Origin of the sequence: Streptacidiphilus sp. P02-A3a (assembly GCF_014084105.1) — a bacterium.
Lineage (GTDB): Bacteria > Actinomycetota > Actinomycetes > Streptomycetales > Streptomycetaceae > Streptacidiphilus.
Window position 1 is genome coordinate 8,777,405 of sequence record NZ_CP048289.1, and the last position, 21,624, is coordinate 8,799,028.

The following is a 21,624-nucleotide window of genomic DNA, read 5'->3' on the forward strand; positions in this document are numbered from 1 at the left end:
TCACGAAAGATCGAGGCTAATAGATGGCGCTCGCAGCTCGCCCCGCGCCGCTTGAGTGCCGAGCAGACGTCAACCAAGCAGGTCGGAGATCAGCCCCTGGTGGGTGGCACGGAGCTTCCGCAGCTCACTCCGCAGCATGCTTGCGCGATCTTCAAAGAAGCGTCCGCACTGGACCAGTCGACGCTGCTCCTCGGGCGTCGGCAAGGGAATCACCAGGCGGGAGACTGAATCGGAGGACAGCTTCACCATGCTCTCCGAAGTGCCCTGGGCCATGGCCCTGAGATTCCCCCGGACACGGAGCGACCGCAGGACAATTTCCAGGAACTCCGGATCGCACGCAGCGGAGGGCTGCAAGCGCATCATCAAATCCGGGTAGATGCACGGGCTTCCAACGCTCCGGTAAATACCGGCCAGACCCACAAGTTCCCGCGTATTGGCTCGGCTCATTAGAAGGTCGCCATCCGAAAGAACAGCTGAATGCGTGGGCCTAACCTCCGGCGGCGCGTTCTTCAGCTGCTTCGGCTGAAATCCGCCCTTCGTGAGACATCCCAGACCTAGCATCTGAACGCCGGTCCATTCGCTACTTGCGGACGGCGAGTAGCCGTTACGGATCGGGGAACCCAGCGCATCGGCGAGCACCGAGTCCCAGCTCATCCGAGCCAGCATCTCCTCCAGTCCGGCCACACCCGCCGCACGCACCTTGGCGACCTCGGCTTCAAGCTCCCGCTCGATGGATTCGACAGCATCAAGAATAGCAACGATTCTCCGCTGCTCCTCGAGAGGAATAAGCGGAAAGGGGATCTTGGAAAATCGCTTGCCCCCCAGATGGGAGATGCTGGTTTTTTCCGCCACCTTCGCAAAAATCCCGCTCCTCCTCCAGTGGGAGAATACCACCTGGGCATAATCGGGGATAACTCGCGCGGGATTCGGCCTAAAACGAATCAGCGTATTCTGGAAATAATAGGCATCAGGTTGACCCATATAGAGCGCACATCGCCCGACCATAAACAGGCTTTCCTGACCTTCATTGAGCAGAACGTCGCCAGGACGAAGAGCATAGATCTTCCGCTCGTTCGCAGAAAACCCCATCTCATTGACATCCGAGTAGTCGATCCGCCCGTCTAGGACATTCGCCACCCGCAGATATGGGAACTGTTCCGTCGCCGCCCGGCTCCCAGGCGAGAGCTGCTTGCCCATGCGGACCTCCCCAACCTCCTCAACCGGAACCCACCGCACAGCCGCCGTCGATTCACCCCTCATAGCCGAGCTCCTTCAGGAACTTCTCAAGCCGCTTATCCGCTGCCCCCCGGCGCTGCCGGATCTCGCGGAGCGACACCGCGTACTTCTCTTCCAGCACGCCGTAGGACCCGACCAATTCCCGCCGCCGCCGCACCACATGGCCTCCGAGCGCAGAGACGAAGTCGGCCCGCAGCAGACCCAGGACCACATCTGTCTCCCTCTCCTCCTCCGCCACAATCGCCCGCGCCTGGTGCAGGCCGAACTTCTCATCGCCGCCCAGCAATGACGCCTGCTGATCCCCGTCCACCTCACCGCCGGACCTGGGCGCTCGCGCGGGGTCCAGGGGCCAGAACGCGTCCTCCAAGGCCGTCACGACCTTCCCGGCCTTGGCCCGTTCCCGTTTCAGTGCGTCTAGTTGAGGCTTCGTCAGTACTGCCTCAACCATGACGGGGTCCGCCTCCTCCCCCGACTTGGCCGCCTCCGCCACTGCGGCCTCCGCAGCCTCCGCAGCCTTCACCCGAGCGTCGAAGGCCGACTTCGCCGCGTCGGCCGCAGCCAGCTGCTCCAGGAACTCTGGGGCGATCGCCGCCACCACCTTGTGCCCGTACGCCAGCCGCCGCTCCGCCGCCGAACGCTTGCGCGCACCCCGGGTACGGGGGTCGGGTTCCGGGGCGAGCATGGTCGTGACGCCCTCGATCCATCCGTCCAGTACTCCACCGAAGCCAGTGACGGAGAGCGCCTTCAGGTCGTTCTTCGCCGCCCACCACCACCCGACGACCGCGCCCGAGAGCGCGTGCCCGTCCAGGACACCGACGGTGAGCAACTGCTTCTGGAACGACTCGATCAGATCCTTCCGAAGCGTCGCCAACCGCAGTCGACGCTCCTCGTCAGGGCGCGGATCGCCCGCCACCGGGGCAATCGCCGCGATCTGCCGAGCTTCCCCCTGCCACCACGCGTCGAACGCCGCCCACAGCCTCGCCTCGGCTTCCGCTGCGAGCTCCCCCAACGTGGAGGCCGTCGGCCGCTGCCCCTCCGGCAGGAAGTCCAGGTACTGCGAATCGCCCGGCCGCTCTGCGAACAGCTCCACCGGCTTGATCCCGTAGGCCCCCCACAGCTTCGCCCGTGCCTCAAGCTCCACCCTGGGCACCCCGCCCGTCAGGTGAGCCCGCACATCCTGCGGCTCGGGCGGCGGTGTGTTGTCCACATACCGACGGATGTTCAGGTTGTAATCGTTCTCCTTCAGCTCACCGTGCGTGACGAGTCGGGCGAAGCGCTCCTGCCCCGGAAGGTCTCCACGCTGGTGAAAAGTCGAGACGATCTTCTCGACATGCTCAGGCAGCAGGACGTTCTGCGCCGACACCGCTTGATACTCCCGGTCGGCGTTGATGAACAGCACCTCGTTCGGCCTGGCCTTCATCCCCCGGGCCCGCAGCACCAGGATGCAGGCTGGGATGCCGGTGCCGTAGAACAGGTTCGGCGGCAGGCCAATCACTGCCTCCAGCAGGCCGGCCTTCACCAACTCGGCGCGGATCCGCTCCTCTGCTCCCGAGCGGAACAGCACACCGTGCGGCATCACCGTGAATACGGATCCCTTGGCCTTCTCCACCATGTGGAGCATGTGCTGAAGGAACATCAGGTCGGCCTTACCGCGCTCAGTTGTCGCCCCATAGGGCATCCGCACGTCGAGATCCTTGATGTCGTCCTGCCGGTAGTCCATCGAGAACGGCGGGTTACTGAGTACCAGGTCCGCACCCTCCGGCTCCTGGTCCTTCAGGTGCAGAGGAGTTGTCAGCGTGTCACCGGTCTTCAGACTGAAACTGTCCGCACCATGGAACAGCATGTTCATCGTGGCCATGACCCAGGACCCGCTGTTGGCGTCCTGTCCCAGCAGCCGAAGCTTTCGGATGTCGCCGCCATGCTCGTCCACGTACTCGAGCGCATGGATCAGCATTCCCCCGGAGCCGACGCAGGGGTCGTAGATCCGATGGCTCTCCATGGGCCGGGCCAGCTCGACCATCAACCGGACCACGGCACGCGGGGTGTAGAACTCACCGCCCTTACTCCCGGCCGAGTCGGCGAAGTCCTTGATCAGGTACTCGTAGGCGGCCCCGATCATGTCGGGGAACTCGAAGTCCTCTCCCCGAAGACTGATCCGCCCAAAGTGCTCGACCAGCTCTGACAGCCGGGCATCGGCGAGGGTCCCCGCAGCAGTACCCGCCGCTGCCCCTCCACCGATGCGATTAAAGTTGACATGATCAAACAGGCCGACGAGGTTCTCGTTCCCCTCCTGCTTGGCGAGCGCTTGGAGTGCGGGGTCAAGGGCGCTGGTGGCGACATCCGACGTGACCCCAGCCACCTTCCTCCAGCGGGCGTCCTCAGGGACGAACAGCACACCCCGCCTGGAGTAGTACCTCCACTGATCCGGGTCCTTGCCCTCCGCAGCGATCGCGGCCCGCGCCACCTCGTACTCGTCGTTGACGCGCTTGAGGAACATCAGCACCAGGATGAAGTCACGGTACTCCGCCGCATCCATGGTGCCTCGCAGGATGTCCGCCGCCGTGAAGAGGTGGCGTTCCAATTGCGCGAGGGTGAGCTTGGCCACGTACGACTCCCGATGCTGTGGTGGAACTTAGGCGCACAGGGAAGCCTACGGCTTTCAGTACTTCTCGATTTCCAGCGCCTGCTCGACGAAGCTCCAGACGTCGGTGTAGGGGTCCCAGGCGTTCTGGTCGGGACCAGTGTGCTGCTCGTTGATCTTCCGGGCGAAGTTCCGCGCTGCGGTGTATTGGCCTTTCAGCTGCCCCGCCTTCACATGTTTCGCCTGCTCGCGGCTCACGCTCGTGAAGGTCGGCCCATAGGACTGGGCGAAGCCGACCTGCTCCCGATGCGGACTCCCGGCCTGAGCCCGGAGACGGTCAGCGGCACTGTCGCAGACTCCGGCGAAGGTGCTGGTGTAGTTCTGGTAGTGCAGCAGGCGCCAGAACTCAAAGCAGGGGTGCGAGTACGCAATATTGACGCCGGCCTTCTTGGCCTCGGCGAAGGCTGTAGGGATCTGCTTGTGATCGTCACGGTCGAAGAGCACCCAGACCTGCGGCCAGGCCCAGTCCTTCGCCGGATCCAGTCCAGCCTTACGAGCTGTCCTCTCCACCTCACGCACGGTCTCAGCCGCAGCCCGAATCATGGGCAGCGGCTTGCGCATGGAGCCAGTGCTGCTCGCGTTGGGGTGATGCACCTCCACGGTGCGCTTCGCCGGCTCAGGGCAGTGCAAGGCAAGAACCGCATCAATGTACTCAGGCTCGGTGACCTCGCCCTCGGTGTAGACGTAGAGGAGCCGCTTCCGCAGATCCTGCTTACTCCTGTTCCCCTTGGGACGGTGTGCGTCGTCCTTCCCCCTCTGCCTCCCCATCAGGACTTCCCTGCCTCCAGCGATCGAGCTCGGTCTGCGGACGCAGCCAGCAGTTTGCGTCCGATCTTGCCTTCAGTGACCCGCGGAACACCACCGAAGGCACCGTCCAGGTAGGACATCATCAGGTCCTCGGCTGCCGTGGGCTCCAAGTCGGACAGCGGGAACATGGAGGTAGCGCCGCACTCGTCCTTCTCCGTGAGCCACGCCTGGCCTGGCTCCAGCAGGCGAAGGCCGCCCTGGCCGCGAAGCAGTGACGGGTCATGAGCGGTGAAGACCAACTGTGCTCCTCGGGTGTTCACCCAGGGAGTCTGGAAGATGCGTACCACCTCAGCCGCGAAGCGGGGGTGCAGGCTCGCGTCCAGTTCATCAATCAGCAGAACCGCCCCCTGGTCGAGCGCCAACAGCAAGGGGCCGATGAGAGCGAACCAGGATCGGGTGCCGTAGGACTCGTACTTCCAGTCGAGCGAAGTGGCCGAATCGCCCTGGGCACCGTCGAGGTGCAACAGACGAACCTGCGGGGCCTTGCCGTCAGTGCCTTGGACGACATCGGTGCCGACGATTCCGAGGTCGGCGACCTTCAGTAGTTCTTCGATCCGGACTCGGTTGCTCTCGTCCTTGAGCTGCAGAGCTGTGTAGCTCTCACGTTGGGATCGCTCGGCCTCGGGGTTGATCGCCCAGAGGTTGCCCCGGAACCATTCGTAGATGTCTGTCAGCTGCGGATGATTGTCCGTTGCAGCTTGAGAGAGCATCAGCGCATTGGGGCGGGTGGTACGAGCAAGTCGTGCGCTGTCCTGGATCCGCCTGTTGGGGAAATCGAACACCTGGGGACGGGAGGCGTCCCGCTCGAACCACGTCTGCTTGCGGCCCTTGGGGTAAGCGAACAGCCACTCCGCTTCAACCCGTGAGCTGCCCAGCTCGAAACCGTAGGTGCGGCGGATACCGTCTTCTAGGACGAAATCCACTTCGCAGAACGTCGTCTCAGCAGCTGCCTTGGGGTCCAGTGCAAACGCCTCACGTGGAATCCCCTGGTAGGAGGTCCATTGAGCGTACGAGTTGAGGACCGCGTCACGCATCCACGTCAAGGCGGAGAGAACATTGGACTTGCCTGACGCGTTCGCTCCGAAGATCCCGAGCAGCGGGTAGACCGACAACTCCTTGCCATCAGAGAGGACGATGGTCCGAGCGTTGGCCGTATCACTCTTCGGAGGTACGACAAAGGACAGCTCCAGCTCCTCGCGCAGGGAACGCAGGTTCGCTACACGGAATCTCAGCAGCACGGTGTCCTCCTCTCCGCGCACAGGGTAACCGTGTGATCAGCCCAGCGCCTCCCCAACGTGCGAACAAGTGGCAGACGGGCCCCCGATCAGCATCTTCTGCGACGACCGCAGAGTTCACGCAGCGTCACATGGCAATCAAAGACCGTGGACAGATCTGAGCGCAGCCCTCCCCAGGGCGACCAGTGATGGAAGCTGCCGAAACAACTGCCCATACACCAAGAGTCCCCGATCTTCCTCCCCGCCAACGCCGCCCAGACGCCATGGCCTCCCCTCGGCCTCCCCTTCAGCGAGGGAGGCGGCAGAAACCCTGGATGTCCCAGTTGCCCGGCTAAATCTGGAGATCCTGATCCCTGGCTTTACCAGCGCAAGTGCCCCCCTGATCGTGGGAAGCTGCGCCAACCCTCGACCCACGCATTGAATGCGTAGAGCGAGAACGTGAGAGTCATTGGCATGAACCGGGGAAAGGCCAGGTCAAATCGGCTGCGCATGGTCAAGCTGGAGCCCCCTGTCGGATTCGAACCGACGACCTTCGCTTTACAAGAGCGGTGCTCTGGCCAACTGAGCTAAGGGGGCCTGGTACCTGTCCGCGGCGGGCCACGGCAGGACCAGGGTGGAGTCTACCCAACCGAGAGGGGGGACTGTCCGGTGGTTCGCGGGTCGGGGTGGGGGAGATTTTTGTCGTATGGGGTGGTTTGGGTGGGATTAAAGATGGTGGATGCAGGCAATCGGGCACGTCAGGGGGCTGACAAGGCCGCTTCGCCCGGGTAGCGTCACCAGGAGTTCACCTCGAACGGTGGACTAGACCTCTTCCGTGGAGGAGCCGCCCGAGCAGGGCGGGTCCGGGCGGGGGGTGTATATCCACCTTTACTCGGATCGTCCGGCACGTTCCTGCCGGTGAAGGAGTGCACAGCTATGCCTACCGTGACGTTCGACAAGGCGACCCGGCTCTACCCCGGTGGCCAGAAGCCCGCAGTCGACGCGCTTGAGCTCGACATCGCCGACGGCGAGTTCCTCGTCCTCGTCGGCCCCTCCGGCTGTGGCAAGTCGACCAGCCTGCGGATGCTCGCGGGCCTGGAGGACGTGAACGACGGCGCCATCCGGATCGGCGACCGCGACGTCACCCACCTCCCGCCCAAGGACCGGAACATCGCCATGGTGTTCCAGAACTACGCGCTGTACCCGCACATGACCGTGGCCGACAACATGGGCTTCGCCCTGAAGATCGCCGGGGTCAACAAGGCCGAGATCCGCCGCAAGGTCGAGGAGGCCGGGAAGATCCTCGACCTCACCGACTACCTGGACCGCAAGCCGAAGGCCCTGTCCGGTGGTCAGCGCCAGCGTGTCGCGATGGGCCGGGCGATCGTCCGCGAGCCGCAGGTCTTCCTCATGGACGAGCCGCTGTCGAACCTGGACGCCAAGCTCCGCGTGCAGACCCGCACCCAGATCGCCTCGCTCCAGCGCCGCCTGGGCATCACCACCGTCTACGTCACCCACGACCAGGTCGAGGCCATGACCATGGGTGACCGGGTCGCGGTGCTGAAGGACGGCCTGCTCCAGCAGGTCGACAGCCCGCGCAACATGTACGACCGCCCGGCGAACCTGTTCGTGGCCGGCTTCATCGGCTCGCCCGCGATGAACCTGGTCGAGGTCCCGCTGGTGGACGGCGGCGTGAAGTTCGGCGACACGCTCCTCCCGGTGCCCCGCAGCGCCATCGGTGGCGCGGCCGACGCCGGTGACCGCACGGTCACCATCGGCGTCCGCCCCGAGCACCTGGACCTGGTCTCCGAGAACGAGGCGCTGGCCAAGGGCGGCCGCGGGCTGGCCGTGACCGTGAACGTGGTCGAGGAGCTCGGCGCCGACGGCTACGTCTACGGCACCGCCAAGGTCGGCGACGAGGACAAGGACCTGGTCGTCCGGGTCAGCGGCCGGGCCGTCCCGCACAAGGGCGAGGTGCTGCACGTCGTCCCGCGCGCCGGTGAGACCCACGTCTTCTCCACCTCGACCGGTCTGCGTCTCAGCGACTGACGAGTCCGTCCCGTACGTGATGTGCCGCTGCCCCGACCGGTCCTCCGGTCGGGGCAGCGCCGCGTCCGGGGCCGGTCCGGCCGAACAGCTGAAACTCCAGGAAACCTCACTCATTCGGGTGACTAAATGTCGCCAAATCATTACCCACCGCTAGCATCACGGACGTGAAGCACCTAGCGCGCCGTCTCGGCAGATCCCTCGCCTTCGTCCTGCCCGTCGTCCTGGTGACGACCGGAACCCTCGCGGTCACCCGCGTCCCCTGGGCACCGTCCGGGAACGGCGGCGAGCAGCAGCAGGTCCTCGCCGCCAACGCCTCCTCGCCGAACGGCTCGACCGGCTCGACCGGCTCGACCGGTTCCTCCGACTCCTCCGGCTCCTCCGGCTCCTCCGGCTCCTCCGGCTCGGACGCGGTCAGTCCCCAGGATGCCCTGCGGGGGCGGCTGATGCAGCAGTTGAACAACCAGAACCCCGGTGTCGCGCTGGACTCGCTACAGCAGGCGATGCAGCAGCAGCCCTCGCTGACCCAGTACTGCACCGGCATCGCCCGGGACCTCGGCCAGGCCGCCGTGCGCAAGTACCGGGGCGACATCCGTCGCGCCCAGTCCTTCGCCCGCCCGGTCTGCGACGGCTCGTTCGCCGCCGGAACCCTCGCCGGGAGCAACTGAGCGCCCCCTGCTCGCGAACGACGAGGGCGGGCAACCCCAGTACAGGGCCAGCACAGGGCCCACGGCGTGGGACACGGCAAGGCCGGTGCACGGCCTCAGGAGGGGCGGGGCAGGGGCAGGACAGGGACGCGGCAGGGGGCTCTCGGCGCGCGGTTCGAGCGCGCGCCGAGCCCCGGGCGCTGTCAGCGCTCCGACCTGTGCACGCGTCGTCACCTTCGCCCCATAGGGTGCTCCCATGACCGCTGACCTCATCCCCTCCACAGAGGGTTCTCCGCTGGCCTCACCGCCCGTTACTCAGGCTGTGATCCTGGCCGGCGGTCAGGGCTCGCGCCTGCGCCCCTACACCGACACCCGCCCCAAGCCGATGATCGAGATCCCGGGCACCGGGGTCCCCATCATCGGCCACCAGCTCCAGTGGCTGGCCGAGGAGGGTGTGACCGACGTCGTCATCTCCTGCGGCCACCTCGCCGAGGTACTGCAGACGTACCTCAAGGAGACCGACCTGCCGCTCGACGTCACCACGGTCGTCGAGACCGAGCCGCTCGGCCGGGGTGGCGGCCTGAAGTTCGCCGCCGCTTCGCTCCCCCGCCAGGGCGAGCCCTGGTACGCCACCAACGGCGACATCTGGACCCGCTTCCGGCTCCGCGACATGGCGGACTTCCACGCCGAGCGGGACGCCCACGCGACCCTCGCACTGGCCCGACCGCGCCTGCCCTGGGGCACGGTCGACACCGACCAGTTCGGCAACATCCTCGACTTCATCGAGGCGCCGCCGTCGCCGTACCTGATCAACGCGGGTGTGTACGTGTTCTCCGCCGCGTTCGCGTCCATGCTGCCGGAGCTCGGCGACCACGAGCGGAGCACCTTCCCGAGGCTCGCGCGCGAGCGCCGGCTGACCGGCTGGGAGCTCCCGCAGGGGGTCTACTGGCGGGCCATCGACACCGCCAAGGACCTCTCCGAGGCTGCCAAGGAGCTCGCCGCGAGCCGCAGCTCGACGGACTGACGCCCGACCGGACGACCTCGGCCCCGTGCCGACTGTGGATCACAGTCGGCACGGGGCCGAGGCGCTTCGCGGCCCGACGGCCGCTCAGCCGAGCAGCCCGCCGAGCACGCCGTTGCCCGCGCTGGGGCCGGACGACGGGGATCCCGTGCGGTGGTGGTGGCTCGCCGACGGCGACGGGGCGGTGCTGCCGCTCCCGCTGCCGGACGACGACTGGCCGCCGGTGGTCCCGCCGCCGCTGCCGGTGGTGGCGGTGGTACTGGCGGTCGCGCCCGTCCCGGCGGTACCGCTGTGGTGCCTGCTCGCCGTGTGGTGGGCCGTGGGGGACGCGGACGCCTTGGCGGACGCGTGCGGCTTGGCCGCGCCGTGGGCGTGCGCGGAGGGCTTGGCGCCGACCGGGTGGGCGCTGGGCGCCGTGGTGGGCCACATCGGGTTCGGGTAGACGGTCGGCACGCCGGGGCTGTCCGGCACCACGGTGGCGACCGTCCGGTTGGCGCGCACCGCCGCGCCCATGACCGAGCCCAGCAGCAGCGTCGAGCCGACCACCATGACCGCGACCACGAAGCCGCGCCGCAGCACCCGACGCCGCAGGCGGGAGACCGGCGCGCGCTCGCCGAGCCGACGCCACGCCTCGATGGCGAGCCGCCCGTCCAGCGAGAACAGCGGCGCCCCGGCCAGCAGCAGCGGACTCCAGGCCGCCAGGTAGATGATCTGCGGCGCGTCGTAGACCGGCGCCGAGCGCCAGCTGACGGTGACCAGCAGCAGCACCGAGAGGACCATCCCGGTCGCCGCCGCGAGCCGCTGCCACAGGCCGAAGACGCACAGCACGCCGACCACGATCTGGGCGAAGGCCACGCCCAGGCCCGCGCCCACCGGATGGGTGAGCGCCTGGTCGAGCAGCGGGCGCGCCACCGGCCAGGGGTGCAGCGACTGTAGCCAGTGCATCATCGAGCCGCGTACGCCGCCGTTGAAGTACACCGGGTCGCACAGCTTGCTGAACCCGGCGTAGATCGAGATGCCGCCGAGGAACAACCGCAGCGGCAGCAGCACCAGACCGAGGTCCACCCGCCGCCCCGGGTACCAGGCGTGGCGTACCGGTTCTGCGGGATCACGCGGGTCCAGCCGGTACGCCTCGTCCTCGGCGAAGCGGTTGGCGCGCGGGTCGGGACCGGCGGCCGACCGGTAGTCCGGGTACTGGGCGTACGCGGGCTCGTTGCGGAACAGCGCCTGGGTGACGTCCGGGGCCTGCTGCCGGGGCAGCATCGGCGAGCCGCCCTGCCGGACGGCGTCCAGCAGCGGCGCGGCGCCGCCGGTCCAGGTGATCGGGGTGACCCGGGGCTTGCGCCGGGGCGGCTGCGCCGGGGCCAGCTGCTGCGCGCTGAACAGCGGCAGGCCCGCGCTGGTCACCGCCGGGAAGCCGGGGACGACCAGCTGCTGGGTGTCGTCGGACATGAGCGGGGCATCGAACAGCGGGCTCACCGGCGCGCCCAAGCGCACCCGGAAGCTGGCCGTGGTGGTATTGAGCCGGGCCGGGTCGGTCGGAACCTTGACCCCGTAGAGCCCCGGCTCGGCGTCTATCCCCTCGGCCGATGCCTGCTTCGGGCGCGTAGGTGTTCTGGTCTCCACACCCCACTAACCGCCCGAGGCCCCGTTTGGACACCCCCTACGCCGACACCCGTTGCGACGCCCCCCGACAACACAGGCCCGGCGGCGCGGGCGCGGGCGCGCGGGGCGCGGGCGCGCGGGGCGCGGGGGGCGCGGCAGCGCGGGGGGGGGTGACAGCGCGGGGGGTGGATGCGCTAAAGCGGCGGCAGCATGGGATGCACTGACAGGCAGCGGCGCGGGGCGCTGCCGCGCAGGGGCGCGGGATGCGCGGGGGCGCGGGATGCGCGGGGGCCCGGGATGCGCGGGGGCCCGGGATGCGCGGGGGTGCAGGGATGCGGGAGCACTGACGCGCTGGGGCGCAGGATGCGCGAGGGCGCAGGGTGGCGGGACGCTGAGGCGCGGGGCGCGGGGTGCGGTGACGGGCAGCGGCGGGGGGTGGCGGTGCGCTGACGCGCGGGGGCGGGTAGCGCGAAGCCGGAAGGTACGAACCTGCAAGGCGCGACCCCGCGAGACTGGGCCGCAGGGCGCGAAGCCGGGGTAACCCGCGCCTCGCGCCGCCCTACCCTCGCGCCACCCCGCGCGCAGCGCCCCGCGCCGCCCTAGCCCGCGCAGCGCCCCGCCCCGCCGGCGCGGCGGGACGGGTTGGAGGCTCAGCGCTTGGTGCGGAGTCTGGATGCCTCGTAGAGGACGATGCCCGCCGCCACGCCCGCGTTCAGGGACTCCGCCTGGCCCGGCATCGGGATCCGGACGGTCAGGTCGCAGGTCTCCGAGACCAGCCGGGACAGGCCCTTGCCCTCGGAGCCGATGACGATGACCACCGGACCGGTCAGCGCCTCCAGGTCGCTCAGGTCGGCGTCGCCGTCGGCGGCCAGGCCGACCACGAAGCAGCCCGCCTTCTGGTAGGCCTCCAGCGTCCTGGTCATGTTGGTCATCCGGGCCACCGGCACCCGGGCCGCCGCGCCGGAGGAGGTCTTCCAGGCCCCGGCCGTCATCCCGGCGGCGCGCCGCTCGGGGATGACCACGCCGTGGCCGTCGAAGGCGGCCACCGAGCGGACGATCGCGCCCAGGTTGCGCGAGTCGGTGATCCCGTCCAGGGCCACGATCAGCGGCTGCTCGTGGTTGACTGCGGCCCGCTCCAGCAGGTCGTCCGGGTGCGCGTAGTCGTACGGCGGCACCTGCAGGATCAGGCCCTGGTGGTTGTGGCCCTCGGCGAGGTTGTCCAGCTGCGGGCGCGGGGCCTCCATCAGCGGCACGCCGCGCTCGGTGGCCAGCGTCAGCGCCTCACGCACCCGCTCGTCGTTGTCGATGAACTGCTGGACGTACAGCGCCGAGGCCGGCACCCCGCCCTGCAGCGCCTCGACCACCGAGTTGCGGCCGTAGACCAGCTCGGAGCCCGCCTTGCCGCCGCGCCGCGCGTTGCCCCGGGACTTGTTCCCGGCGGTGGCGCGCTTGGCGGCGGCGTTGGCGATGCGGTTCTTCTTGTGGCCCTTGCGCTCGGAGGCGGGGGGCGTCGGCCCCTTGCCCTCCAGCGACTTCCGGCTGTGGCCACCGGTACCGACCGACGGGCCCTTCTTGGAGCCGGGGTTGCGGCGGTTCCTGCGCTGGCTGTTGCCGGCCATCAGTACGGTCCTGCTTTCGTTGAACGTGACGGTGGAGCGGTGGGCCCGACGAGCGGTGAGCCCGTCGGACGGTGGAGCGCGGTGGAGCGCGGTGGAGCGCGGTGGAGCGCGGTGGAGCGCGGTGGAGCGCGGTGGAGCGCGGTGGAGCGGTCGAGCGGCGGCGGCAGCCGTCAGCTCAGGGTCCAGCGGGAGCCGTCGGCGCGGTCCTCGATGCTGAGACCGGCCTGGGTGAGCCGGTCCCTGATCGCGTCCGAGGTCGCGTAGTCCTTGCGCTCCCGGGCGGCCTGACGCTGCTCCAGCACCAGCTGGACCAGGGCGTCCACCACGCCGTGCAGGTCCTCGCCCTGCTGCGGCCCGGCCCACTGCGAGTCCAGCGGGTCGAGGCCCAGTACCCCGAGCATCGCACGTACTTCCGCCAGACGCGCTACCGCGTTCTCCTTGTCGTCCGCCGCGAGGGCCGCGTTGCCCTGCCGGACGGCGGTGTGGACGATGGCCAGCGCCTGCGGGACGCCGAAGTCGTCGTCCATCGCCTCGGCGAACGCCGGGGGCACGTGCGGCGCCGGTTCGACCGTGCCGTGCTGCTCGGTGACCCGCTGGGCGAAGCCCTCGATCCGGGCGAACCCGGTCTCCGCCTCGCGCAGGGCCTCCTCGCTGTACTCGATCACCGACTGGTAGTGCGGGGTGCCCAGGTAGTAGCGGAGCACGATCGGCCGCCAGCGCTGCACCATCTCCGACACCAGCACCGAGTTGCCGAGCGACTTGCTCATCTTCTCGCCGCTGATGGTCACCCAGGCGTTGTGCACCCAGTACGAGGCGAACTCGTCGCCGAAGGCCCTGGACTGGGCGATCTCGTTCTCGTGGTGCGGGAAGATCAGGTCCCGGCCGCCGCCGTGGATGTCGAAGGCGCGGCCGAGGTACTTGTGCGCCATCGCCGAGCACTCCAGGTGCCAGCCGGGGCGCCCGCGTCCCCAGGGGGTCTCCCAGCTGGGCTCGCCGGGCTTGGCGGACTTCCACAGCGCGAAGTCGCGCTGGTCCCGCTTGCCGGTCTCGCCCTCGCCCTCGGGCTGCCGCAGGTTCGCCAACTCCTGGTGCGTGAGCGACAGGTAGTCGGGATAGGAGGTGACGCTGAAGTAGACGTTGCCCTCGGACTCGTACGCGTTCCCGCGCGCGATCAGCTCCTGCATCATCGCGACCATCTCCGGGATGTGCCCGGTGGCCCGCGGCTCCCCGGTGGGCGGCAGGCAGCCGAGCGCGGCGTAGCCGTCGTTGAAGGCGCGCTCGTTGCTGTAGCCGATCTGCCACCAGGGGCGCCCGCTCTCGCGGGACTTGGTGAGGATCTTGTCGTCGATGTCGGTGACGTTCCGGATGAAGGTCACGTCGTAGCCCCGGTACGCGAACCAGCGACGGAAGATGTCGAAGTTCAACCCGGACCGGATGTGCCCGATGTGCGGGGCGGCCTGCACGGTCGGGCCGCACAGGTACATCGAGACACAGCCCGGCACGAGCGGGACGAAGTCGCGTACCTGGCTGGCGCTGGTGTCGTACAGGCGAATACTCACAGCGTCAAGCGTAGTGGGAACCAGGGGGTGCCCGGTGCCCGCCCGGCCGACAGGTCAGTACACCAATGCCGTCGCGATGGCCACCAGACCCTCCGCCCGACCGGTCAGACCGAGCCCGTCGGAGGTGGTCCCGGCCACCGACACCGGTGCGCCCAGCGCCTCGGCGAGCACCCGCTGCGCCTCCTCGCGACGCTTGCCGATCTTCGGCCGTACCCCGATGACCTGCACCGCGACATTGCCGATCTCGAAACCGGCGGCCCGGACGATCCGCCCGGCCTCGGCCAGCATCCGCACCCCGGACGCCCCGGCCCACTCCGGCCGGTCGGTGCCGAAATGGGTGCCGAGGTCGCCGACCCCGGCGGCGGAGAAAAGTGCGTCACAAGCGGCGTGCACGGCGACATCCGCGTCCGAGTGCCCGGCGAGGCCGAACTCGTGGCCCTCCCAGCGGAGCCCGGCGACCCACAGCTCCCGGCCCGCCTCGAAGGCGTGGACGTCGGTGCCGATGCCGGTGCGCGGCAGCCGGACCGGCCGGTCCGGACCCAGCTGGTCAGAACTCATCGTTGGCCCTCCGTCTCGCCAGGACCGCCTCCGCCAGGACCAGGTCCAGCGGGCGGGTCACCTTGAACGCCTCCTCGTGCCCGGGCACCAGCACCACCTGCCCGCCGTACCGCTCCACCAGGCCGGCGTCGTCGGTGGCGTCCACCGCCTCCCGCAGCGCCTTCTCGTGGACGCTCAGCAGCAGGTCGCGGCGGAAGCCCTGCGGGGTCTGCACCGCGCGCAGGGTGGACCGGTCCGGGGTTCCCAGCACCGGCTCCGGGAGTCCCGGCGCGGCGGCCGGGCCGACCTGCTTGACCGTGTCGGCCAGCGGCACCGCCGGGACCACGGCCGACGCGCCCTCGTCCACCGCGCGGGCGACCGCGTCCACCACGTCCACCGGGACCAGCGGGCGCGCGGCGTCGTGCACCAGCACCACGTCCACCTCGGGCGGCAGCGCGGCCAGGCCGAGCCGGACCGACTCCTGCCGGGTGTCGCCGCCGGGTACCACCAGTACCTCGGGGCCCTCGTCGCCACCGGCGCCGTGACTGTCCAGCAGCGCCCGCACCCGGGCCACGCCGTCGGCCGGGGCCACCACGACCACCAGCGTCACCGCACGGGAGCGCGCGAGCGCGCGGACGGCGTGCACCAGCAGCGGCACGCCGCCCAGTTCACGCAGGGCCTTGGGGGCACCGGGGCCCAGTCGTTCGCCCCGCCCGGCGGCGGGGACCACTGCTGCGGCGTTCAGGTTTTGTTCCTTCGACTATGTGGGTATGGCCAAGTCGTGCCGGGCCAAGCGCCTTCCGTGGAGCCAGACCTGCTCGTCCCGGCACACTACCGCCCCTCGGGGCGCGCGGCGGAGACGCTGCGCCGGACATGCCTCAGCGCCCGTCGTCGGGAACGGCGGGCGCTGAAGCAGGTGTCGCTCACGCACGTGCCACTTGCCGCAGGGCAGGCGAACGGTGCGTCAGGTCCCGCTCTTCAGGTCAAGCTCATCGTCACGCGAGGGGGCCTCTCAGGAGGCGAGAACCTCGTCGAGCAGCGTCTCGGCCTTGTCCTCGTTGGTGTTCTCGGCGAGCGCCAGCTCACTCACCAGGATCTGCCTGGCCTTGGCCAGCATCCGCTTCTCACCCGCGGACAGCCCGCGCTCACGCTCACGTCGCCAAAGGTCGCGCACAACCTCCGCGACCTTGATAACGTCGCCCGAAGCAAGCTTCTCCAGGTTCGCCTTGTAGCGGCGGGACCAGTTGGTGGGTTCCTCGGTGTACGGTGCACGCAGCACCTCGAAGACCCGGTCCAGCCCATCCTGACCGACCACGTCGCGCACGCCCACGAACTCGGCGTTCTCTGCAGGCACGCGCAGCGTCAGGTCACCCTGCTGCACCTTCAGCACCAGGTAGGTCTTGTCCACACCTTTGATCTGGCGAATCTCGATAGCTTCGATCAGTGCGGCCCCGTGATGGGGGTAGACCACGGTGTCGCCAACCTTGAACGTCATGTGACAGGTACCCCTTCCGTGGCTTTCCAGAATAACACGGACCCAGCCATATCCGAAGGGCGTTTTCGCAGGTCAGAGCCAGTCTCAGGGCTTGACAAGCACCCCTACCGCGTGCTGCGACCCCAGTTCGACAGCAGCTTCCCGCAGGTCGGAGCGGTTGCGAACGATCGGGAATCGACCGGGAAACCCCGGAACGATCTTACTCGAAAGCCGTAACCCAATCGTTATCTGATCTTCGGGCAAGCACGAAACGGCTCACCCGTACGGCGCACAACGGTCAACCGCGCGCCGGGCGCGTCCCCCGATACGCCGTCAGGGGAGCCGGGGCGACACGGGGCTCCCCCGTGTGAAGCGAATAAAGAGGCTCGGTAACCTGATCGCGGCCAGACCACCGAAATCGTCCAAGGAGAAGCCTCCGCCGTGAGCCGCAGTCTTCGTCGCGGCGCAGTCGCCGCCCTCATCATCGCGACCGCCCCTGTCCTCGCCGCCTGCTCCGCGGGGGACGGAGCAGCGAGCCTCCAGGTGAAGCCCAACGCTGCCGCCACCACCATCGGCTCGACACTGAAGCTCAACGGCATCACGGTCGTCACTGCCACCAACGGCAGCAACACGGCCAACGTCGTCGCCAACATCGCCAACAACAGCTCCACCACCCCCGAGACGCTGACCTCGGTCTCGGTGGACGGCAACCCGGCGACGCTCAGTGGCCCGGCCGTCATCCCGCCGCTGGGATCGCTGCTGGTCAGCGGCCCCGGTCAGGTCACCGCGCAGGTGGCCAGCCTGTCCGAGACGCCGGGGCAGAACGCCACGGTCAACTTCACCTTCGCCAACGCCGGCTCGACCAGCGTCCAGGCCCTGGTGAACGCGGGCGCCGGTGACTACGCCACGTACGCCCCCGCCGCGCCGACGCCGCCCCCGGTGGCGACGCTGAGCCCGCTGCCCAGCCCGAGCGGCTCCACGCCGGTGACCGGTAAGACCACCGGCAAGACCACGGCCAAGACGACGGCCAAGGCCAGCATCAGCGCGACCCCCTGAGGCACACCACAACGGCCGCGGCCCCGGAAGGCAGTCCTTCCGGGGCCGCGGCCGTGGCCGTCCGGCGGTTTCCGACGCGAGCGTGACGTGCGGCTCGACGCGGTTTACGGCTCGACGCGGTTTACGGCTCGAACTTGTAGCCCAGGCCGCGCACGGTGACCAGGAAGCGCGGGGCGCCCGGGTCCGGCTCGATCTTGGCCCGCAGCCGCTTCACGTGGACGTCCAGGGTCTTGGTGTCGCCGACGTAGTCCGCGCCCCAGACCCGGTCGATCAGCTGCATCCGGGTGAGCACCCGGCCGGCGTTCCGGAGCAGCATCTCCAGCAGGTCGAACTCCTTCAGCGGGAGGTCCACCTTGGCGCCGTCCACGGTGACCACGTGCCGGTCCACGTCCATCCGGACCGGTCCGGCCTCCAGCGCGCCCGGGCCGCCGTCGACGGTCTCGGGCTCGCCCCGGCGGCGCAGCACCGCGCGGATCCGGGCGACCAGCTCGCGGGTGGAGTAGGGCTTGGTGACGTAGTCGTCCGCACCTATCTCCAGGCCGACGACCTTGTCGATCTCGCTGTCCTTGGCCGTGACCATGATCACCGGGACGCTGGACTTGGCCCGCAGCTGGCGGCAGACCTCGGTGCCGGGCAGCCCCGGCAGCATCAGGTCGAGCAGTACGAGGTCCGCGCCGTTGCGCTCGAACTGGTCCAGGGCGTCTGGGCCGGTGGCCGCGATGGCCACCTCGAATCCTTCCTTGCGGAGCATGTACGACAGGGCATCGCTGAAGGACTCCTCGTCCTCGACGACGAGCACACGGGTCACGGCAGGGCCTCCGGGGCGGGGAGAGTGGTGGTGAGGTGGTCAGGGGTGTCGGCGTCGGCCGCTTCGGCCCGGACGTCGGTGTCGGTGTCGGTGTCGTCCTCGATCTCGGCGTCGAGATCGGCGTCGAGATCGGCGTCGAGATCGGCGTCGAGATCCGCGTCGGATTCGGGCGAGTCGGAGTGGGGCCCGGTCTGGTGGGCGACCGGCAGCCGGAGGGTGAAGGTGGATCCCTGGCCCTCGACGCTCCACACCGAGACGGTACCTCCGTGGGAGGCGGCGACGTGCTTGACGATGGACAGGCCGAGGCCGGTGCCGCCGGTGGCACGGGAGCGCGCCGGGTCCACCCGGTAGAAGCGCTCGAAGATCCGCTCGCGGTCCTTCTCGGAGATCCCGGTCCCCTGGTCGGTGACCGAGATCTCCACGATGTCGTTGGCGGATCCCGGCACCCTGCGGGCGGCGATGGCGACCCGGGTCCGGGCGGGGCTGTAGTTCACGGCGTTCTCGACCAGGTTGCCGAGGGCCGCGGCCAGCTGGCCCCGGTTGCCGTGCAGGTTGAGCCCGGCGATGCCGCCGGCGGCCATGACGATCTGCTTGGCCGCGGCCTGGTGCCGGCAGCGGTCCATGGCCTCGGCCACCAGCTCGTCCACCGGGACCGGCTCCGGGTCGACCAGCCGCTCGTCGTCCTGGACCCGGGAGAGCTCGATGATCTCCTGGACCAGGCTGGTGAGCCGGGTGGCCTCGATCAGCATCCGGCCCGCGAAGCGGCGGACCGCCTCGGGGTCGTCGCTGGCGTCCTGCACCGCTTCGGAGAGCAGCGACAGGGCGCCGACCGGGGTCTTCAGCTCGTGCGAGACGTTCGCCACGAAGTCGCGGCGGACCGCCTCGATCCGGCGGGCCTCGGTCAGGTCCTCGACCAGCACCAGCACCAGCCGCGAGCCGAGCGGGGCGACCCGCACCGACACGGCCAGCGCGTCGCCGCCGGGCTTGCCGCCGAGACGCCGCGGGATGTCCAGGTCGGCCTGCCGTATCTCGCCGTCGCGCCTGGTCAGCCGGGCCATGACGAGCATCGCGTCGACCGCGATGGCACCGCCCCTGACCAGTCCCAACGCGTAGGCGGCCGAGCTGGCCTTGATCACCTGGTCGCTGTCGTCGAGAACCACCGCGCAGGAGCGCAGCACGGACAGTACGGTGTCCACACCTGGGGGCAGGCCCTGCTCGGGCTGCTGTTCGACTCGCTTCTTGGGCTTACGGCGTTCCTTCTCGCTCCACCGGAAGGAGAGCGCGGCGGTCAGGCCGACTCCGAGCCCGGCGATCGCGCTCGCAGCGGCTTCGGCCACGTTCAGATCCATACGTTCAGCGTAAGCGCACGATGGTGACCTGCTGTAACCCAAGGAGCAGGGCATCAGCCCCCGGTCGCCGAGAATTCACCTCGGCGTCAGTGCTGGTTCACTCCCGCTGACCGGCGGGGTCGTTCTGGCGGCGCAGGGTAGGGACCAACAGGATCCAGCAGGAGGTTTGGCGAAGATGCGTGACGCGTACCACGAGGAACTCGACTCGATCGGCGATGGCCTGGTCGAGATGGCCCGACTGGTCGGCTCGGCCATGGGCCGCGCCACCACGGCACTGCTCGACGCGGACCTCCAGCTGGCCGAGAGCGTCATCGCGGCCGACGAGAAGGTCGACGAGCTGCACCACACCCTGGAGAACCGGGCGATAGCGCTCCTGGCACGGCAGCAGCCGGTGGCCACCGACCTGCGGATCGTGGTGACCTCGCTGCGGATGAGCGCCGACCTGGAGCGCTCCGGCGACCTGGCCCGGCACGTCGCCAAGCTGGCCCGGCTGCGCTACCCGGAGTCGGCGGTCCCGGCGGACCTGCACCCGATCGTGCTGGAGATGGGGCAGCTGGCCCAGCGCCTGGTCGCCAAGGCCGGTCTGGTCATCTCGTCCAAGGACGTGGACGCGGCGCTGGAGCTGGAGCGGGACGACGACGCGATGGACGAGCTGCACCGCCAGCTGTTCTCGCACCTGCTGGACGACCGCTGGCAGCACGGCATCGAGACGGCCGTGGACGTGACCCTCTGCGGTCGCTACTACGAGCGTTTCGCGGACCACGCGGTGTCGGTGGCCAAGCGGGTGGTCTACCTGGTGACCGGCGAGCACGCGGACGAGTTCGTGGCCGAGCCCGCCGACAAGTAGTCCGACCGGGGGGCGCGCGGTCGGGCGCGTGCCTGCCTCCGTACGCCCGTTGACGGAGCGTCAGACCGGGGCTTGACTGAGCTGTAGGCATGACCGCGCCCGAAGGAGGGTCCGCATGACTCAGACTCCGACCCCGTCCGCCCCGTCGCTGTCCACATCCGCCGAACCGGCGCCGGCGACCGTGCTGCGGGTGCCGCTTCCGTTGCTCGCGGCCTGCGGCTGCGGTTCCGGCTGCGGCTGCGGCTGCCAGTCCGGCGGCAGCTGCCAGTGCGGCGGCGGCTGCTGCCACTAGCGGCCGACACACAGCGACACCAGAGCTGGGTACCTGAACGGGTTCGGGCCCGGACCCCCCATGCAGGGGGTCCGGGCCCGAACCCGTGGTCGTGCGCCGGGGCTACTTCTTCTTGCCCTGGTTGGCGACGGCCTCGGCGGCGATCCTGGCGGCCTCCGGGTCGAGGTAGCGTCCGCCCTTGGTGATCGGCTTGAAGTCGGCGTCCAGCTCGTAGAGCAGCGGGATGCCGGTGGGGATGTTCAGTCCGGCGATGTCCTCGTCGGAGATCCCGTCCAGGTGCTTGACCAGCGCGCGCAGCGAGTTGCCGTGCGCGGTCACCAGAACGGTGCGGCCGTCCGCGAGGTCCGGGACGATCGAGTCGTACCAGTAGGGCAGCATCCGCTCGACGACGTCCTTGAGGCACTCGGTCTGCGGCCGGACGTCGGCGGGGAGCTGGGCGTAGCGGGGGTCGTCCGCCTGCGAGTACTCGGCGTCAGCGGCGAGCGGCGGCGGCGGGGTGTCGTACGAGCGGCGCCAGAGCATGAACTGCTCCTCGCCGAACTCGGCGAGGGTCTGGGCCTTGTCCTTGCCCTGGAGCGCACCGTAGTGACGCTCGTTCAGCCGCCAGGAGCGGCGGACCGGGATCCAGTGGCGGTCGGCCCGGTCGAGGGCGATCTGCGCGGTGCGGATGGCGCGGCGGAGCAGGGAGGTGTGCAGGACATCCGGCAGGAGGCCCTCGGCGGCGAGCAGCTCGCCGCCGCGCACGGCCTCCTTCTCGCCCTTGGCGTTGAGGTCGACATCGACCCAGCCGGTGAAGAGGTTCTTCTCGTTCCACTGGCTCTCGCCGTGGCGGAGCAGGACGAGACGGTAGGGAGCATCAGCCATGG

General features: G+C 69.3%; 19 protein-coding genes and 1 tRNA gene. 6 read left to right on the forward strand and 14 right to left on the reverse strand.

The window, feature by feature from the left end; all coding sequences use genetic code 11:
• Positions 1-69: 69 nt before the first annotated feature.
• From GXP74_RS37230 to GXP74_RS37250, 5 genes are all read right to left on the reverse strand, one after another.
• On the reverse strand, positions 70-1,260 hold the full coding sequence (locus GXP74_RS37230; protein WP_225448464.1) for a restriction endonuclease subunit S: 1,191 nt from the start codon (positions 1,258-1,260) through the stop codon (positions 70-72).
• Entirely contained in the window at positions 1,250-3,841 is a 2,592-nt protein-coding gene (locus tag GXP74_RS37235; RefSeq protein ID WP_182455607.1) for a class I SAM-dependent DNA methyltransferase, read from the reverse strand. The genes GXP74_RS37230 and GXP74_RS37235 overlap by 11 nt, the downstream gene beginning before the upstream one ends.
• A 54-nt stretch (positions 3,842-3,895) precedes the next feature.
• Positions 3,896-4,645, reverse strand: coding sequence for an RloB family protein (locus GXP74_RS37240; RefSeq protein ID WP_182455608.1), 750 nt, complete (start codon positions 4,643-4,645; stop codon positions 3,896-3,898).
• The gene (locus GXP74_RS37245; RefSeq protein WP_182455609.1) at positions 4,645-5,922 is read right to left on the reverse strand and encodes an ATP/GTP-binding protein; all 1,278 of its coding nucleotides are present in this window, start codon (positions 5,920-5,922) and stop codon (positions 4,645-4,647) included. Before GXP74_RS37245 ends, GXP74_RS37240 begins: the two co-directional genes overlap by 1 nt.
• A gap of 496 nt (positions 5,923-6,418) precedes the next feature.
• Positions 6,419-6,495: transfer RNA gene (locus tag GXP74_RS37250), tRNA-Thr, on the reverse strand.
• A gap of 339 nt (positions 6,496-6,834) precedes the next feature.
• Here GXP74_RS37250 and GXP74_RS37255 point away from each other — a divergent pair.
• The 3 genes from GXP74_RS37255 (at position 6,835) to GXP74_RS37265 (ending at position 9,615) form a co-directional block, all read left to right on the forward strand.
• A complete protein-coding gene (locus GXP74_RS37255; RefSeq protein WP_182455610.1) occupies positions 6,835-7,947 on the forward strand; it encodes an ABC transporter ATP-binding protein in 1,113 nt (370 codons plus the stop codon).
• A gap of 164 nt (positions 7,948-8,111) precedes the next feature.
• Positions 8,112-8,612, forward strand: a complete 501-nt coding sequence (locus GXP74_RS37260) for a hypothetical protein (RefSeq protein ID WP_182455611.1) — start codon at positions 8,112-8,114, stop codon at positions 8,610-8,612.
• Positions 8,613-8,847: 235 nt separating this feature from the next.
• On the forward strand, positions 8,848-9,615 hold the full coding sequence (locus GXP74_RS37265; RefSeq protein ID WP_182455612.1) for a nucleotidyltransferase family protein: 768 nt from the start codon (positions 8,848-8,850) through the stop codon (positions 9,613-9,615).
• Between the two features lie 84 nt (positions 9,616-9,699).
• On the opposite strand, the gene GXP74_RS37270 is transcribed toward GXP74_RS37265, so the two are convergent.
• The 6 genes from GXP74_RS37270 to GXP74_RS37295 form a co-directional block, all read right to left on the reverse strand.
• Complete coding sequence (locus GXP74_RS37270) at positions 9,700-11,238, reverse strand: DoxX family membrane protein (protein WP_225448465.1); 1,539 nt, start codon at positions 11,236-11,238, stop codon at positions 9,700-9,702.
• Between the two features lie 629 nt (positions 11,239-11,867).
• Positions 11,868-12,836 carry a 23S rRNA (guanosine(2251)-2'-O)-methyltransferase RlmB gene (gene rlmB, locus GXP74_RS37275; protein WP_182455613.1) on the reverse strand — a complete coding sequence of 323 codons (969 nt, stop codon included), beginning with the start codon at positions 12,834-12,836 and terminating at the stop codon, positions 11,868-11,870.
• A gap of 170 nt (positions 12,837-13,006) precedes the next feature.
• On the reverse strand, positions 13,007-14,395 hold the full coding sequence (gene cysS / locus GXP74_RS37280; RefSeq protein ID WP_182455614.1) for a cysteine--tRNA ligase: 1,389 nt from the start codon (positions 14,393-14,395) through the stop codon (positions 13,007-13,009).
• A gap of 54 nt (positions 14,396-14,449) precedes the next feature.
• Entirely contained in the window at positions 14,450-14,953 is a 504-nt protein-coding gene (ispF, locus tag GXP74_RS37285; protein WP_182455615.1) for a 2-C-methyl-D-erythritol 2,4-cyclodiphosphate synthase, read from the reverse strand.
• Complete coding sequence (gene ispD, locus GXP74_RS37290) at positions 14,943-15,677, reverse strand: 2-C-methyl-D-erythritol 4-phosphate cytidylyltransferase (RefSeq protein ID WP_225448744.1); 735 nt, start codon at positions 15,675-15,677, stop codon at positions 14,943-14,945. The genes ispF and ispD overlap by 11 nt, the downstream gene beginning before the upstream one ends.
• Positions 15,678-15,944: 267 nt before the next feature.
• A complete protein-coding gene (locus GXP74_RS37295) occupies positions 15,945-16,427 on the reverse strand; it encodes a CarD family transcriptional regulator (RefSeq protein ID WP_030255707.1) in 483 nt (160 codons plus the stop codon).
• 420 nt (positions 16,428-16,847) lie between these two features.
• On the opposite strand from GXP74_RS37295, the gene GXP74_RS37300 reads away from it, so the two are divergent.
• Positions 16,848-17,462, forward strand: coding sequence for a hypothetical protein (locus GXP74_RS37300; RefSeq protein WP_182455617.1), 615 nt, complete (start codon positions 16,848-16,850; stop codon positions 17,460-17,462).
• Between the two features lie 121 nt (positions 17,463-17,583).
• Here GXP74_RS37300 and GXP74_RS37305 read toward each other — a convergent pair whose 3' ends face one another.
• Both GXP74_RS37305 and GXP74_RS37310 read right to left on the reverse strand, forming a co-directional pair.
• A complete protein-coding gene (locus tag GXP74_RS37305; RefSeq protein WP_182455618.1) occupies positions 17,584-18,270 on the reverse strand; it encodes a response regulator transcription factor in 687 nt (228 codons plus the stop codon).
• Positions 18,267-19,619, reverse strand: coding sequence for a cell wall metabolism sensor histidine kinase WalK (locus tag GXP74_RS37310; RefSeq protein WP_182455619.1), 1,353 nt, complete (start codon positions 19,617-19,619; stop codon positions 18,267-18,269). The genes GXP74_RS37305 and GXP74_RS37310 overlap by 4 nt, the downstream gene beginning before the upstream one ends.
• A 175-nt stretch (positions 19,620-19,794) precedes the next feature.
• Between GXP74_RS37310 and phoU the strand changes: the two genes are divergently transcribed.
• A complete protein-coding gene (gene phoU, locus GXP74_RS37315; RefSeq protein ID WP_182455620.1) occupies positions 19,795-20,466 on the forward strand; it encodes a phosphate signaling complex protein PhoU in 672 nt (223 codons plus the stop codon).
• A 115-nt stretch (positions 20,467-20,581) separates the two neighbouring features.
• On the forward strand, positions 20,582-20,758 hold the full coding sequence (locus GXP74_RS37320) for a hypothetical protein (RefSeq protein WP_182456993.1): 177 nt from the start codon (positions 20,582-20,584) through the stop codon (positions 20,756-20,758).
• Positions 20,759-20,860: 102 nt separating this feature from the next.
• On the opposite strand, the gene GXP74_RS37325 is transcribed toward GXP74_RS37320, so the two are convergent.
• Positions 20,861-21,622, reverse strand: a complete 762-nt coding sequence (locus GXP74_RS37325; RefSeq protein ID WP_182455621.1) for a phosphoglyceromutase — start codon at positions 21,620-21,622, stop codon at positions 20,861-20,863.
• Positions 21,623-21,624 lie beyond the last annotated feature (2 nt).